This is a genomic window from Aeromicrobium sp. 9AM (genome assembly GCF_902506105.1).
In the GTDB taxonomy this organism is placed as follows: domain Bacteria; phylum Actinomycetota; class Actinomycetes; order Propionibacteriales; family Nocardioidaceae; genus Aeromicrobium.
Genome location: NZ_LR733303.1, coordinates 427,108 through 443,292 on the forward strand (window position 1 = coordinate 427,108; position 16,185 = coordinate 443,292).

General features: G+C 66.9%; 12 protein-coding genes. 9 read left to right on the forward strand and 3 right to left on the reverse strand.

Features of this window, described 5'->3' with window-relative positions; translation table 11 throughout:
* Positions 1–215 precede the first annotated feature (215 nt).
* Complete coding sequence (locus BOSE46_RS02170) at positions 216–2,894, reverse strand: helix-turn-helix transcriptional regulator (protein ID WP_159537823.1); 2,679 nt, start codon at positions 2,892–2,894, stop codon at positions 216–218.
* Positions 2,895–3,586: 692 nt separating this feature from the next.
* On the opposite strand from BOSE46_RS02170, the gene BOSE46_RS02175 reads away from it, so the two are divergent.
* Positions 3,587–4,300: a hypothetical protein gene (locus BOSE46_RS02175; protein WP_159537825.1), complete on the forward strand. Its 714-nt coding sequence runs from the start codon at positions 3,587–3,589 to the stop codon at positions 4,298–4,300.
* A gap of 310 nt (positions 4,301–4,610) precedes the next feature.
* Positions 4,611–5,144 carry a hypothetical protein gene (locus BOSE46_RS02180; protein ID WP_159537827.1) on the forward strand — a complete coding sequence of 178 codons (534 nt, stop codon included), beginning with the start codon at positions 4,611–4,613 and terminating at the stop codon, positions 5,142–5,144.
* 81 nt (positions 5,145–5,225) lie between these two features.
* Here the strand turns inward: BOSE46_RS02180 and BOSE46_RS02185 are convergent, their stop codons facing one another.
* Positions 5,226–6,695 carry an MFS transporter gene (locus BOSE46_RS02185; RefSeq protein ID WP_159537829.1) on the reverse strand — a complete coding sequence of 490 codons (1,470 nt, stop codon included), beginning with the start codon at positions 6,693–6,695 and terminating at the stop codon, positions 5,226–5,228.
* Positions 6,688–7,335, reverse strand: coding sequence for a TetR/AcrR family transcriptional regulator (locus BOSE46_RS02190; RefSeq protein ID WP_159537831.1), 648 nt, complete (start codon positions 7,333–7,335; stop codon positions 6,688–6,690). The genes BOSE46_RS02185 and BOSE46_RS02190 overlap by 8 nt, the downstream gene beginning before the upstream one ends.
* A 142-nt stretch (positions 7,336–7,477) precedes the next feature.
* Between BOSE46_RS02190 and BOSE46_RS02195 the strand changes: the two genes are divergently transcribed.
* From BOSE46_RS02195 to BOSE46_RS02225, 7 genes are all read left to right on the forward strand, one after another.
* Entirely contained in the window at positions 7,478–8,419 is a 942-nt protein-coding gene (locus BOSE46_RS02195) for an ABC transporter ATP-binding protein (protein WP_159537833.1), read from the forward strand.
* The gene (locus tag BOSE46_RS02200; protein WP_159537835.1) at positions 8,416–9,762 is read left to right on the forward strand and encodes an ABC transporter permease; all 1,347 of its coding nucleotides are present in this window, start codon (positions 8,416–8,418) and stop codon (positions 9,760–9,762) included. Before BOSE46_RS02195 ends, BOSE46_RS02200 begins: the two co-directional genes overlap by 4 nt.
* Positions 9,763–9,792: 30 nt before the next feature.
* The gene (locus BOSE46_RS02205; protein ID WP_159537837.1) at positions 9,793–12,564 is read left to right on the forward strand and encodes a bifunctional YncE family protein/alkaline phosphatase family protein; all 2,772 of its coding nucleotides are present in this window, start codon (positions 9,793–9,795) and stop codon (positions 12,562–12,564) included.
* Between the two features lie 104 nt (positions 12,565–12,668).
* A complete protein-coding gene (locus BOSE46_RS02210; RefSeq protein WP_159537839.1) occupies positions 12,669–13,010 on the forward strand; it encodes a DUF1801 domain-containing protein in 342 nt (113 codons plus the stop codon).
* A gap of 222 nt (positions 13,011–13,232) precedes the next feature.
* A complete protein-coding gene (locus BOSE46_RS02215) occupies positions 13,233–14,363 on the forward strand; it encodes an ABC transporter permease (protein WP_201299479.1) in 1,131 nt (376 codons plus the stop codon).
* Complete coding sequence (locus BOSE46_RS02220) at positions 14,360–15,115, forward strand: ATP-binding cassette domain-containing protein (RefSeq protein WP_159537841.1); 756 nt, start codon at positions 14,360–14,362, stop codon at positions 15,113–15,115. Before BOSE46_RS02215 ends, BOSE46_RS02220 begins: the two co-directional genes overlap by 4 nt.
* 84 nt (positions 15,116–15,199) lie before the next feature.
* Positions 15,200–16,156, forward strand: coding sequence for a sugar ABC transporter substrate-binding protein (locus tag BOSE46_RS02225; protein ID WP_159537843.1), 957 nt, complete (start codon positions 15,200–15,202; stop codon positions 16,154–16,156).
* The last annotated feature ends 29 nt before the right edge of the window (positions 16,157–16,185 follow it).

A 16,185-nucleotide genomic window follows, 5' to 3' on the forward strand; every position in this document is an offset into this window, starting at 1 on the left:
CGCAAGAGACGTCAAGTCACGGCATGCGACGCGTACCGCAGTGGTGGGGAACCCTCGCAGCAGCCATCGGGAACATCGTGCTCCTGCGGCTGGTGATGCTTGGCTCTGCTCTGGCGTGCCGAGCCCGACGACCTCGCCCTGCGCGACGCCGACCGCTGCAGTGGAATGCTCACCCTGTAGGCGCGGATTGATCGGGGCGGAGTGACGCCGCCGGGCTACCTTTCGTTCCGCGGGTCGTCGGCGGTGGCGGCGGTGCCGGTGAGGGCGGCGGCGAGTTGTGCCCGGGAGTCGATGTTCAGCGCTCGGTAGATGTTGGTCAGGCGCAGTTCGACTGTGCGTACGGATACGAACATCTCTTGGGCGATCTCGCGGTTGCGCAACCCGTGCACGACGTGCTGCGCGACTGTCTGCTGCTCGGCCGTGAGCTTTTCGAGTACGCCCTCTTGGCGGGTCGAACGGGGCGCAGCAACTCGGGCGCCTGCCTCGGAGTCTTTTGTCCAGGCATCGGCACCGGCAGATCTGAACGCTGCAGCGGCGGTCATCCTGGTCCTCATTGCCTCGGCGCTCATTCCCAGCTCATCCTGACGATTGGCGAAGCACCTGAGGGTCCGACCCAGTTCGTAGGGAAGCTCTCCAGGTCCGAACTGCTTCACGGCGGCGTCGAACAGGTGAAGAGACGGCTCTCCGCTCTCCACAAGGGCCCGGCAGCGAAGCAGAGCGAGATCGCCCCACCTCGAACGGTGAACCGAGAGCCGGCGCTCAAGGGCCGCCACGGTTGCAGCGGCTTCCTTGATGCGACCGGTGTGGACACAGACCTCGGTGTAGTCGGCCCAATGGCGCAGCAGCGACGGGTTGCGGAATCGGGTGGATGCTGCGCTGACTGTGCGCAGAGTGGTGACGGAGGAATCGGCGTCGCCTTCGAGGAGTTGGATCGTCGCGCGGAGCGCATGTGCGCGCGCCTGCAGTGCCTGGGCGGCCTCCTGGGAGGCAAGTTCGAGGCACGTGTCGATGTACTCGTTGGCCTCGTCAAAGTCCCCTAGGGAGTAGGCGTACCAGGCTTTGAAGTAGGCGAAGGTGGCGGTCCCACGGGTGAGTGATGCGGCTGCGGCTGTCCAGGAGTCGATGGCGACGCGTGCCATGCGGAACTCGCCCGCGTTCTTCTCGTTGCGAATGATTCCGTAAGTCGCAAGATCCGCTCGAAGACCTGTGTGCCCGATGGGATGGTTCCTCACAGCGGTGAAGAGTCGTCGAGCCCCCTGATAGTCCTCGCGGACCGACAGGCCTCTTGCCCGCAGCAGTAGGAGGTCCGGATCGGTGATCATGGAGTCGAGGTCCGGGTCGGGGACCGTGTCCTCCTCAACTGATCTGCCATCGAGACCGTCGATGATGTCGCGCATGGCCTCCATCTTGAGTTGGGTGAGTTTCGGGGCGTTGTCGGCCAGTAGCAAGCCTTCGTCGATGAGGCGGCGTGCATCATCGATTTCCCAACGCTCGGTGCGATGGGCCGCGCCGAGGCAGAGCATCGTGCAGGCTCCGTCCAGGTTGGCGTCGGCGTGCAGATGAGCGAGGGCGAGCAGCTCGTCGTCCACGACCTGTTGGCGGTGGAAGAACCGGGCGATGAGCTTGATGTTGAGCAGATCCATCGACTGCTCGGGATGGGTGGGGTGCGCGCGGGCGGTGTATCGATCCGCGAGGTAGGGGTGGCCGTCGCGCAGGAGCAGGCCGCAAAGGACGATCAACTGCCGGGCGTGGTCTTCGATCCGTTCCGCTCGGCTGAGGGCACGCTCAATGAACTCAACAGCAGCGCCGACGCGCCCTTCCTGCACGAGCGTGATCGCAGCATCGAGCAGCGACTCAACCTTCTCGGAACCTTCGGCCGACCAGCTTTGGTGCCAAGTCGCCAATCGTTCATCGTGCAGGCTGCACGCTTCCGACAGCGCACGGTGACGTTCTCTTCGCGACCTCGAGCCCTGATCCCAGTAGAGCCGACTCCGTAGCCGCTGATCCGAGAAGACGACATACTGCCCGCGTCGCTGCAGCACGCCCGCATCGATGAGCTCCTCCACGTCGTCGTCAGACTCACGAATGAGCGTGCGTATCGCGGCGAGATGGGACATGGGGGCAAGCGCAACCAGCTCAAGGACGCTGCGGGCTCCTGCACTCAGGCTGCCTTCGCTCGCGGCGCTCACCAGATGCACGGTGTCGGTGGGGCGTGGGGGCAGGACCAGCGAAGCCTGGCCTTGGTCCTGGTCTGCGTGGAGCACCGCCACCTGCTCTTGAAGGATCCGGGGATTGCCGCCTGAGTAGTCCGCGAGAAGGTACAGGGTTGATCCGAGGTGGCGAGTGCCGGCGGCCGCTAGGCGGACGAGATCGTCTGTGCCGAGGCGGGTCAGTCTTCCCGCAGCGAATCCCCACCCGGACTCCACCGGCTCAGGATCGGTGGCGGTGGCAACCAGCCACAGCGAGGTACCGGCCAGGTGAGACACGATCGTTCCGAGGACAGCGCGGCTTGCACTGTCCATCCGGTCCAGGTCGTCGATGAGTGCCACGGTCGGTGGCAGCTCGAGGTCGCGGATCAGGGCCAGCAAGTCATGCGCGGCAGAGAAGAGGGCATCGGGCTCCTCAGACCGCAGGGTGAAACGGCGGTGCGACTCCAACGCCTGTTCAGGACTGAGCGCGGCGAAAAGTGACCTGAAACCGGCGAGCGGAAACCGCCGCTCCGAACGGTTGACGTGCATCAGGACGGAATTGATCGATGCTGCGGAGTGAACCTGTTCGAGCAGGTGGCTCTTGCCGATGCCGTGCTCACCTAGCAGCAGCAATCCGCTCTCATCCGGTGCCTGAGTTAGGGCAACTACACGTGTAAGGGCTTCGGCGGGACTGATCGATTCCACGTGAAGTTGCTCCTCACGGCGCGAGCCCCGGGCATAACTCTGGCGACGACTGTGATCGGCGCGCACGCAAAACCTGTGCGCATCTCGCTCCCTCTCTATTGGTGAGTCCCTCCGACCCCCAAAACAACCGTCCTAAGTGTCGTAAATCCCGAACAGAGGACAGCCCACGCGGTGCACGTATCACCCCATCATGAGTGATGCGCTCCGACATGTCACTGGCTTCACGTCGCTCGCGACGAATCTGAGACTCGATTGCGCTCAACGTCGCGAGTGCCCCGCCCACCCGTCGAGCTTCGGGATATCGAGGGAGGTGCGGGCAGAAGGGATATCAAACCGGGCCGGGCGCAGCCTCTATGAGCAAGGCAAGACTGACTGGTCGGAGCGGAACGCCGCTACAGGGCAAGCCACTCTGACGACAACTCCAGTTGGTGCGAAATGGGCAACTCATGTAGGTCGGAAGGGGACCGGTAGAGGCTCAAACTGGTCATGCGCGCAGGTGGTTGAAGGTGACACTGTGGCGGTGCGGGGTTGGACGGCACTAAACAAGACTCCCTCCCGAGTGCATTGCGAGAACTCGTGCAAACTCCCACCCGAGCTGATGGCTTACGCCATACCTCGAGTCCAACCCCGCCTCCGAAGTCGGCCAGGCTGCCTACTCCTTGGCATTCGCCGTTCGCTCTATTGTCTCCCCTATGAGTGCGCCTGAGGAGCCCGTCGCGACCACCCTCGACCAGCTCGCATCCTACGAGGGAATCACCGCCATCTTCCAAGCCGGCGCCAATGCGGACAGCCATCACTGGGAGCTCCGATCGTCGGTCGGCGACCTGCTCGCGCTGACCGCCCGTGTTCACCGCGGCGGCCGGGCTGCCAAGGCGATGCGGAAGGTCTTGGCGGTCACCGGAATGGACGCCGGCAACGACGTACATGCAGAGCTACGCGGCGCGCAGGGTCGAGTGTTGGCGCGGATCAGCTCTCTCAACGCCGCGCCGGCGACGGTGACGGTCGATGACAGCGCTGGCCAGCGGATCGCACGAAGTGTCCGCGACAAAACTCTTCTGCTGCGGGTGCAGCACCCCGACGCCATCGCAGTGCACGCTGCAAATGATGAAGTCGTGGCACGGCTCCCCTGCGAGGACGATGGGCCGTGGTCAGTGCATGATGGCGCCGGAACGGTTGTCGGCGAGCTGTTGGCGGGCACGCCCGGACCTTCTTTGGCGCCGCACTGGATCCTGTGGATGGACTCGAAGACGTTGCTCTCCTCTGCCACCTACGCCGCTAGCCAGCACCTGGGCATTCGACGCGTCACGCAGTACACATTTCTGCCACACATGGGGCCGAGCGGATCGCGCAAGACACTGCCGGTGGAGCTGGTGCTGCTTCCCCTGCTGGCGGGTCTGACCTACTGAACAATCCAGCTGGGTGGGTTTGGCTCAAAGCAATTGCGACCTCCAGCGGTCCTCACAGCCATGAGCAGCTTGTCTCTGCGGTCCTGCTCGCGTCTGGGTCAAGGCGCTCTGTCCCAGGTCCAGAGCGTCGCCTTGATGCGACCCACGAACGGGTTGGCAAAGTTCCAAGAACTACCTGATCGCTTCAACCCGGGAACAGGCACCTATCGGTTCCGGGTGATCGTCCCGGAAGATCGGGACAGCGTGCCGATGGCCTGGCCGCGCCCGGCTACGAGCATGGAGTCATCAACATCCATGCGAAGGAGTCGCGATGACCACGAGGAACAGCGCGCGACGCGGTGGAGCCTGTGTCGCGGTGGCCGTCGCGATGCTCGTCCTCGGCGCCTGCGACAGCCATGCCACAGCGACCGACTCGAGAACGAAGCCGAGCAGCCCGAAGACGTCGGACCCGTCGAGCGCAGCCACGACAACCGGTCGACCCCTGATGCTGCGCAACAGAGTTGCGGGTTTCGACGGCAGGGTCATGGACGGCTCGGTGCTGGGAGAGTCGTCGTTCTGTCCGGGCGGTCTCCTGCACCACGAGCGCGGGAGTCCCGACATCGGGTTCCCTGCCGTCAACGAGCTGCGATGCAAGGACGGGACCGTGCGGATCGGATTCGGACCGGGTCCTGACCAGATGGAGCACCTGGTTCAGACCAGCGAGTGGCGGATCCTCGACGGCAGTGGACGATACGAGGGTGCCACCGGCGACGGGCGGATGATCGTCCAGTTCGAGGACGGGGAGCCTCCGCGCGGTGTGGAGACCTTCGTTGGGTTGGTCATCCTCGAGAAGGACCGGTCATGAGGGGCGTCAAAGACCCCTGAGCAGCAGAAAAGCTGACCAGGGGCCTTCGTCACACGCGTCGGTGCGCTGCTGAGTCGGCCGTCACTCCGCCATGGCCGGCTCGGCGGCCTGGGCGGGCGGGGCTACCTTGTTGACGCGGATCAGCGCGAGGGACGCGATGAGCGCCAGCACCGTCACCACGAGGGCGGCCTGGAACGCGTGCTGCTGGCCGGCGACGAAGATGTCGGACTGACCTGCGGCGGTGCGTGCGCGCACGCCGAGCTCGCCGGCGCGGTCGGACGCGGCGTGCGCGAAGACCGTGCCGAAGGCGGCCAGGCCGATGGCCCCGCCGACCTGCTGGCCGGTGTTGAGGAGCGCCGAGGCGAGGCCCGTCTCGTGCGGCTCGACGCCGTTGACCGCGGTCATGGTCAGCGGCACGAAGCTGCACCCCATGCCGAGACCGAGCAGCAGGAGCGATCCGAGGAACGGCCAGTAGCTGCTGCTCGCGTCGAGCTGTGCGAACGAGATCATGGCGACGATGGCCAGGATCGGCCCCGCGGTGAGGAACGGCCGGATGCCGACCTTCGGGATGAGGCGCCGGACCACCACGATCGACATGAACATGATCGTCGCCGGCATGGGCAGGAAGCCGATACCGGTGTGGAACGGGCTCCAGCCGTGCACGTTCTGCAGGTACTGCGCCATGAAGTAGAACGTCGTGAACATTGCCGCCGCCAGGAACAGCATGATGAGGTAGGCGCCGGTGCGGTTGCGGTTGTTGAAGATCCGGAACGGCATGAGCGGGTGGGTCGAGCCCAGCTCGATGAACACGAACGCGACCAGCAGCGCTGCGGCGATCGCGAGCGTCACCAGCGTGGTGGTCGATCCCCAGCCGTCGCTCGCAGCCTTGGTCAGGCCGTAGACCAGCGTCGACATACCGGCTGTGACGGAGATGGCGCCGGGCAGGTCGAGCTTGGTGCCCGAGCCCTGCGACTCGTTGAGCACCCGCGGCGCGAGGAAAAGCACGATCGCGCCGATGGGAGCGTTGATGAACAGGGCCCAGCGCCAGCTGGCGTAGTCGGTCAGCACGCCACCGAGCAGCAGCCCGAGGGCGCCACCGGAGGCGGCCATGGCCGCGAACACGCCGAACGCACGGGCACGGGCCGCCGGCTCGGTGAAGGTCGTGGCGAGCAGCGCGAGCGCGGTGGGTGCGGCGATCGCGCCACCGGCTCCCTGCGCGGCGCGGGCGATGATGAGCATCGCCTCGCCGTTGGCGAACCCGCCGACCAACGATGCGGCCGCGAAGATCGAGATGCCGATCATGAACATGCGTCGGCGACCGAACAGGTCACCGGTGCGCCCGCCGAAGAGCAGGAGCCCGCCGAAGGCGAGTGAGTACGCCGTGACGACCCAGGTGAGGTTGTCGGGCGAGAAGTTGAGATCGTCGCGGATGCTGGGCAGCGCGACGTTCACGACGGTGGCGTCGAGGACGACCATGAGCTGCGCGACGCAGATCACGGCCAGGGCGAGCCCGCCGTTGCGGGTTGCTTGCGAGGGTGGTGCTTCAGTCATGGGGTGTCTCCGTGTCTGTGGTCGAGAGGGGGCGTGGGGGGCGGCCGAGCACCGGGAGCAGCACGCTGCTGACGATCTGCTCGGCGTACGTGCGGCCGGCCGGCTGGCCGGTCATCAGGACTCGCTGGAGCATCAGTGACGGCATGAGGCTCGCGGCCATGGCGACGTCGATGTCGGGACCGAGCTCGCCGCGGTGACGCGCGCGTTCGAGGATCCCGGTGATCCGCGCGATGCGCGGCTCGGTGAAACGGATCCTGAAGGCCTCGAGCAGCTCGGGCTCACGGGGGAGGGCGGAGCAGATGCTCGCCATCACCTGCATCAGCCGCTCGGTGTGCGGACTGCACGAGGCCGCGATCATCAGCTCGATGTCGCCGTCGAGAGATCCGCTGTCGATGGACTCGAAGGCAGGCTTGAGGGTCGCCATCGCGTCGATGACGAGCTCGGCCTTGTTGCTCCAGCGGCGGTAGACCGTGGCCTTGCCGACGCCGGCCTCGGTGGCGACGGCCTCCATCGACAACCGGTCGTAGCCGTCGCGTACGAGGAGGTCGATCGCTGCGTCGATGATCGCCTCGTCGCGGCTGGGGTCGCGAGGCCGACCCCTGGCAGGGGCCTCGGAGATGGCGGGATTGGTTGTTGGCACGACGAAGAGCGTATCACGAAACGGAACGAGTCCGTATCGTAAAGATCTGGGCAAATGGTTGCGTTTGCCAACTGTTTGCCTGACGGTCTGCCCACGGCCAATTCGGTTGCCTAGCGTCTGTGTCCTCGGGAAGGACGTTGACATGACGTGGACCCCAGCGGCTCGGGCCCGCGGGATCAGCAAGCAGTTCGGACAGGTGATCGCCCTCGGCGGCGTGGACCTCGACATCGATGCCGGTCAGGTGCACGGCCTGGTGGGGCCGAACGGCGCGGGCAAGACGACCCTGCTCGGGTTGCTGCTCGGTCTTGCGCTGCCCGACGCCGGCACCCTTGAGATCCTGGGCACGCCCGTGCGGCGAACCCTCGCGGTCCCCGAGGGTGTGGCCGGCTTCGTGGATGGCCCGGGCCTCTATCCGGCACTGTCCGCGCGGCAGAACCTGACCGCGTTGGCTTCGCTGCGCGGCATCCGCGGCACGACCGACGTGGACGATGCGCTGGAGCAGGTCGGCCTCGGCGACGTGGCCGACAGTCGCGTCCGGGGCTTCTCGCTGGGCATGCGACAGCGGCTCGGGCTCGCGGCGGCACTGCTCATCCGCCCACGGCTGCTGGTCCTCGACGAGCCGGTCAACGGTCTGGACCCGGCCGGCAAGCGGCATGTGCACCGGGTGATCAGCGCGCTCTCGGACGACGGGGTCGCGGTGGTGCTGTCCAGTCACCGGATGGATGACGTCGCCGCGCTGTGCTCCGACGTGACCCTGCTGGCCACGGGCCGCGTCGTGTTCACCGGGCCGCTGGCGAAGCTGGCCGCCGAGAGCGACGACCTCGACTATCGGGTCGTCACGTCGGAGCCGACCCGGGCCGCGACGGTCGCAGCGGGCACACCAGGCCTCCGAGTGCTCGAGGCCGGTGACCCCCTGATCGTCCGCGGGCCGGTGCTCGCGCTCGACACCCTCGTCGTACGACTGGTCGAGGCCGGTCTCGGGGTACGTGAGCTCACCCCGGTCATCTCACCGCTGGAGGCGGCGTTCCTCGCCCTCACCGGCACCGAAGCAGACGAACAAACGGGCCAGGAGCCGACGCAGTGACCACAACACTTTCACCGGCCGCCGAGCCGGTCGGAGCCGCGCGCGTCCTGCCCGGCTTCAGGTTCGAGCTCGTCAAGCTTCTCGCCCAGGGTCGCGTACGAAGTGCCCTGCTGGTCTGCCTCCTTGCACCAGCCGGTTTCGTCTCGGTGATCAGTCGGCAGAGCTCGTTGCCGACCGACACGGTGTTCGGCCGCTGGATGCACGACACCGGATGGGCCGGGTCGCTGGTGGTCCTAGCCTTCGCGTGCAGCTGGGGGCTGCCTCTGCTGGTGTCGCTGGTCGCGGGCGACGTGTTTGCGGTCGAGGACCGGCTGGGCACCTGGCGCCACCTGCTGGTGGCAGTTCGCTCACCACGCCGGATCTTCGCGGCCAAGGCGCTCGCAAGCCTGACCCTGATCCTGCTGCTCGTCGTCTTCCTGGTGGCGTCCAGCGTCGTCGGTGGCCTGACGGCAGTCGGGAACCACTCCCTCATCGGCCTGGACGGACACAGCTTGGCCGCGGGGGAGGCCGGCCGGATCGTGCTGCTGACCTGGCTATGCGTGCTCGCGCCGACGCTGGCGTTCGCCGCGATCGGTCTGCTCGGCTCGGTGGTCCTGGGCCGGTCGCCGATGGGCCTGCTGGTCCCGGCCGCGCTCGCCCTGGCGATGAACCTGGTGCTGATGCTGCCCGTCCCGGTCGTGGTGCGTCTCGCGCTGCCCAGCAACGCGTTCCTGGCCTGGCGCGGGCTCTACACCGAGCCGGCGTCGACCGGCCCGCTGCTGATCGGGGTGCTGGTCAGCCTGATCTGGGCGGCGGTGGCGACCGGGCTCGCGTACGTGTTGTTCGTACGCCGCAACTTCACCGATCTGTCCAACGACGGCGCCGGTCGTCGTACGCTCGTCGCCGCAGCGCTGCCGCTCGCCGCACTGGCCGGGGTCACCGCACTGGTCATCGGCGCCGTGACTCCTGCCAGTGGGACCGGCATCGAGAGGGGCAAGCTCGAGCACTCGTTGTCGACCGCGTTCGCGCACCTCTACGTGCTGCAGACCCGCGAGCTGCACCGCCCCGCGGTGACGGAGGCGCAGCTCGCGGCCCACACGACCTGCGACAAGGGCGGGTCGAGGGTCGAGGACCACGGCCCCGGCAACGACTGGCGATGCGTCGTGACCTGGCGCCTCCCGGGCGCAACGGCCACGGGTTCGGCGATCTACCAGCTCGACGTCACGGCCGAGGGCCGGTATGTCGCCGACGGAGACGGACCGAAGGAGGTGAACGGCTCGTTCCAGGTGCGCACCGCGACCGGCGACACACCTAACCCCCTGTGGCAGCTAGACGGCTACGTCGACCTGCTCGATCAGCACTGAACTCGATCACCTCTGAGAAGGGAACAACCCATGCAGGTGCGTCAACGTACTCGCGTCACGGGCGTCCGATCCGGACTCCTCACCAAGAACAGACTCACGCTCCTCGTCGCCGGTGCCACGGCACTCGCGGTCGTGGGCACGGGTGCGGCGGTCGCCGGGACCTCGGCCTTCGGGGACCACCAGGTGGGCACCGAATATGCCAACGGCCTCCAGATCTCCTCCAACCAGGTGCTCAAGCCTCTGGGCGAGCGCCTCTCCACGCCGTACGGGAAGATCATGGGCTCCACCGTCAGCCCGGACGGCCGCTTCCTCGCCGCCACGTCCAACGACCGCTCGGTCTCGTTGCAGGTCTACGACCTCTCGACGTACCAGCTGATCTGGCGCGGTGGCTCCGCCGCCGGGGTCAACCTGAAACTGACGGACAACACCGTCGGCCAGGAGGGCCCGGTCTACTCCCCGGACGGCAAGTTCCTGTTCATGCCGAACGCCACCGGCATCACCCGGTTCCCGGTCAATGCCGACGGCACCCTCGCAGCCGGCACCACGATCGCGATCCCGACCGTCGGCACCAAGCAGGCCCTGACCAGCGGGCTGACCTTCGCGCCGGACGGGACGCTGTACGCCGCCGTCAACGGCCAGAACACCGTCGTCGCGATCGATCCGGTCGCGGGCACGATCACCCGTACGTGGAACGTTGGGGTCGCACCGCGACAGGTGCGGTTCTTGGGCAGCAAGCTGTACGTCAGCAACGAGGGCGGCCGACCGGCCAAGACCGGCGAGACCACGATGGACTCGTACGGCACCGCCGTCGCCGCCGACGGCTACCGCGGCACCTCGACGACCGGGACCCTGAGCGTCATCGACCCGACCGCCGCAGGCGACAACGCCGGCACGATCAAGGTGGGCCTGCACCCGACGGCGCTCTACGCGAGCGGACGAGTGCTCTACGTCGCCAACACCAACGACGACACCGTCTCGGTCGTCGACACCGCGAAGGACCACGTCGTCCAGACCATCGTCACCCAGCCGTGGCGCGGCTCGGCGATCGGCTACGAGCCGAATGGCATCGCGGTCGAGCACGGTCGGTTGCTGGTCACCCTGGGCCGGGCCAATGCGGTCGCGGTCTACAAGCTGGGCCGCAACGCGCTGGACCCGGTCAGCTACGTCGGCCTGGTGCCGACCGACTACTACCCCGAGGACGTCTTCGCGGTCGGCGGCCAGACCGTCGTCGCCAACCGCCGTGGCATCGACGCGCGGGGGCAGAAGATCACCTCCAACCAGGGGCTCGGCACGACTCCGGCGACGGCGTGGGGCACCCACGGCACCACGGCGTCACTGACCCGGTTCACGTTGCCGAGTGACCAGAAGATCCGCGACACCTACACCCAGAGGGTGTTCGCCCAGAACGGCTGGGGCAACGCTGGCACCGACGTCAAGCACTCACGCGGTGGTCGCCACGTGCGCGCCGTGCCAGTGCCGAAGCGGATCGGTGATCCCTCGACGATCAAGCACGTCTTCCTGCTGGTGAAGGAGAACCGCACGTACGACCAGATCTACGGGGACATGCCCGAGGGCAACGGTGACGCGACGCTGGCCCAGTTCGGCGAGCAGACCACGCCCAACCAGCACGCGCTGGCGCGCCAGTTCGGGCTGTACGACAACACGTACGACGTCGGCACCAACTCGGCCGAGGGTCACAACTGGCTGATGCAGGGCGACAACCCGGAGTACACCGAGTCGAGCGCCGGCGAGTACACCAGGTCGTACGACACCGAGGAGGACGTGCTCGGCCACCAGCGCTCCGGCTTCCTGTGGACCGCGATCCAGTCGGCCCGCAAGAGTGCGCGCAACTACGGCGAGTTCGAGTACCCGGAGGGCAAGCCGTCGGGCTCGTGGCAGCAGTACTACTGCGCCGTCGACAGCGTCGAGAACGGCGGAGACCCGGCCCAGCTCACGACCCCGGAGCTGAAGGGTGACTACGGCTCGGTGATCCCGTCGCTCAACGCCATCAGCGATCCACTGTCGCCGCCGTTCGACCTGTCGATCCCGGACGTCTACCGGTCCGAGATCTGGAAGCAGGACTTCGAGAAGAAGGGTCCGGCTGACTTCCAGATGCTGTGGCTCTCGAGTGATCACACTGGCGGCCCGTCGACTCCGCGTGCCGGGGTGGCCGACGGCGACCTCGCAGTCGGCAAGGTCGTCGACGAGATCTCGCACAGCAAGTACTGGAAGAGCTCGGCGATCTTCGTGGTCGAGGACGACAGCCAGGCCGGTGTGGACCACGTGGACGGCCACCGGGCCCCGATCCAGGTCATCAGCCCGTGGGCCGTTCACGGCAAGACGGTCTCGACGTACTACTCGCAGATCTCGATGGTCCGCACGATCGAGCAGATCCTCGGTGCCGAGCCGTTGAACCAGAAGGTGGCCGCGGCGACGCCGATGTTCGACGCGTTCCGGTCCAAGGCGGACCTGAAGCCCTTCAACGCGGTGCCCAACCAGATCCCGCTGACCGAGAACGTCAACCCGGCGCCCGCGTGCGGCCCGGACACGACGGCCTCCAAGGTGGAGGCACCGAAGGTCCCGGCCAGTGCGGCTCCGCTCGCCAAGGCCTGGGGCACGTGGGCGCAGAAGCAGCACTTCAGCGGCCGTCAGGCGCGGGCGGACTACGCCAACCCGGAGCAGATGAACCGGTACACCTGGTACCAGGCGCACAACTGGACCAAGCCGTATCCCGGTGACAAGGAGCTCTATCTCCCCAAGGAGGTTCCGGGGGCTGCCATCCCGTCCGCCGAGGTCGACTAACCCGAGGCTTCACGCGAAGGGCCCGTCGGCTGCCAGGCCGGCGGGTCCTTCGTACGGTCCTGTGGCGATGCGCCCGACGCCTGACGATGAGTAGAGTTCCGGTCATGGCAGCTGACTGGCGCACCACGATCGTCAACACCGTTCGCAATCTGATCATCGACGCGGTGCCGGACGTCGTGGAAGAGGCCAAGTGGCGCAAGGCGTCGAACCCCGACGGCGTGCCGACCTTCTCGCACAGTGGCCTGATCTGCACCGTCGAGACCTACAAGGACAAGATCAAGGTGACGTTCGCCAAGGGTGCATCGCTCGCGGATCCGGCCGGCCTGTTCAACGCCAGCCTCGACGCCGGCACCCGCCGCGCCATCGACATTCGCGAGGACGACACGCTCGACCATGCCGCGTTCACCGAGCTGATCCGCAGCGCGGCCGCCGCCAACGAGGGCTAGCAGCGGGCGTAGCTCATCACCGCAGGTGCCTGGCGCCTGCGGCAGCTTTGCGCGCGCGAAAACGGCGTATGGCTACGGGTGACCGAACGTTGCACGGCGCATCTGGTCCTACCTATACGAGGCTCGAGAGCGCATGGGATGGCATGAAGCCTCCAGAAAGGGTGTAGACATCCTATGTCTTCCCGGATAGTGTGACGGCCACCACAGCGAGGAGGCTGATCGGTGCACGACATCCAGACGACAGACGAATCCGGCGAGAGCAACGTCGAGGTTCCCCGCGCGGAGCAGCAGCAGACTGCCGATCCGGGATCGGCTGCACCCGTCGGGCCAACCGCCCGGGACAACGAGGTCAGCGTCACGAAGCTCCGACTGGTCGGCGCGTTGCTCGTGCTGCTCAAGCTCGGTCCGGTGCTGATCCTGCTCGTCCTGGTGCTGGTCATGTCCAGCCTCTCCCCGGTGTTCGCCACGTCGCAGAATCTCGGCAACGTCCTCTCGCAGTCGGCCGTGATCGCGATCCTCGCCATTGGTCAGCTGCTCGTCATCCTGACTCGCGGCATCGATCTCTCGGTGGGCTCGACGCTCGCGCTGTCGTCAGTCGTCGGTGCGACGGTCTTCGGCTCGACGGGCGGGGGCGCGCTGACCGTGGCCGCGATGCTCGGCACGGGCGCCGCCGTCGGCCTCGTCAACGGTGTCGTCTACGTGTACGGCAAGCTGCCTCACCCGTTCATCATCACGCTGGCGACGCTGAGCATCGCGAGAGGACTGGCTCTCGGCATCTCTGACGGCCAGCCGATCCGCAACATGCCCGGAATCGTGACTGACATCGGCGGTGGCTCAGCCACTTGGATCGCCTCGTGGCTGCCGAACTCGGCCTTCCTCGTCGCCCTGGTCGCGATCATGGTGTCGGTCTTCCTCAGCCGGGTCGTCTGGGGTCGCTGGATCTATGCCGTCGGGGGCAACCCCGAGGGCGCCCGGAGTCTCGGCATACCGCGTTCCGCAGTGCTGGTCTCGGTGTACGTCTGCAGTGGGGTGCTGGCCGGCGTCGCAGCGATCGTCACGTCGGGACGCCTCAATGCCGGGTCGCCGACGTTCGGCGATCTCGCCGAGCTCGATGCCATCGCCGCCGTCGTGATCGGCGGCGCGAGCTTCCTCGGCGGCCGCGGATTCGTCAGCCACGCGCTGATCGGAGCCTTGATGATCGGCGTCATCCGCAACGGGATGAACCTGCTCAATATCGAGGCCTACCTCCAGCTGATCGTCATCGGTGTCGTGATCGTCCTCGCGGTCGAGTCCGACGTGGTGCGAGGGCGCCTGGAGAACCGGTTCCGGGTCATGAAGGGGGCCGCGGCATGAACGCGTACCCGGCCCTGGCGGTTCGCGGAGCGACCAAGCGATTCGGTGCGGTGCTCGCGCTCGACGATGTCGACCTCGAGGTGCACCACGGCGAGGTGCTGGCCATCCTGGGCGACAACGGCGCCGGCAAGTCCACCCTGATCAAGTGCATCAGCGGCGTGCACAAGCTCGACTCCGGCGAGATCGAGGTTGACGGCGTGCCCGCCTCCATGGCGAGCCCGGCCGTGGCCCGGGCCGCCGGCATCGAGACGGTCTACCAGGACCTCGCGCTCTTCGACAATCTCGACGCGACAGCCAACTTCTTCGCGGGCCATGAGAAGGCGGTGCCGGCCTGGCTCCCGCGCGGCATGCGATGGATGCGCCGACGCGACATGGCGCGCTCCTCGTCCGAGCTGCTCGACCGCCTGAAGATCCGGCTGCCCGAGAAGGCGTCGACGGTCGGCATGATGTCCGGCGGCCAACGCCAGGCCATCGCTGTCGCACGTACGGCCGCGTTCGCCTCGCGGGTCGTCATCCTGGACGAGCCGACAGCAGCCCTGGGACTTCGGGAGTCCCGCCAGGTCCTCGACCTCGTTCTTCGGCTCCGCTCTGAGGGCTGTGCAGTGATCGTGATCTCCCACGCGATGGACCACGTCATGGAGATCGCCGATCGCGCCATCGTCATGCGACGCGGTCGCACCGTGGGCGAAGAAGTGCCGACTCCCGAGAACCGGGCTCGGCTCGTCTCGCTCATCGTCGGAGGTGAGGTCTGACTGAACGTGCCGAACCGACCACCACGTCAGCATTGCGCTCGGGCGAGACGTTGACGGCTTGCTTTCCGAAGGGATCACAGGAACATGAAAAGAAGGACACAGATTCTCGCCGCTCTTGCGGCGTCGATGACCCTGATGCTGGCAGCCTGCGGCAGTGACTCGAGCCCGGGCGACAAGGGGTCCAAGGACAAGAAGGGTGACTCCGTCAAGATCGGGTTCATCACGAAGTTCCCCGTCGACTTCTACGACACGATGGTCGACGCAGCCAAGGACTGGGACTCCAAGGAGTCCGGCGCGACGGTCGTCTACGCCCAGGGCAAGAGCGGAACCGACGACGAGGGCGAGATCGCGGCGATCCAGGCGATGGTCACCCAACAGGTCGATGCCATCGTCATCACGCCCACGAGCCCCAACGTGCAGGACGACCTGCAGAAGGCGGTTGACGCGGGGATCAAGGTGATCCTGGTCGACAACGACATCCCGGACTGGGACGGCAAGACGTCCGTCGTCGCGACCGACAACCTGGCCGGCGGCAAGCTCGCCGGCAAGTGGCTCGCCGAGAACCTGCCCGAGGGTGCATCGATCGCCGTCCTCCAAGGCGTGCTCGGCAACCCCTCCCTCGATGCGCGCGTGACCGGGATGCTCGAGTCGCTGGGCGACGCCGCGAAGGTCGTCGCCAAGGCGCCGACGGACTGTGACCAGACCAAGGGTCTGGACGCCGCCCAGGACATCCTCACCGCGAATCCTGACGTCGATGCGATATACGCAGCGTGCGGACCGCCGCTGCTCGGCGCGCTCGAGGCGATCAAGTCCGATGGCAAGGAGGGCAAGCTGATCACGGTCGGCTTCGATGCCTCGCCTGACGAGCTCACCGCGATCGCTGGCGGCACCGAGTCCGGATCAGTGGCACAGTTCCCGGCCAAGATGGGAAGCATGGGCCTCCAGGCCGCGCTCGACGCGATCAACGGAGACGACGTCTCGGCCAACATCGACACCGGGACCGAGATGGTGACGAAGGACAACGTCGCCGAGTTCCAGTGATCTGGCAGCTGCAGTAGCCAGCGCCGCGC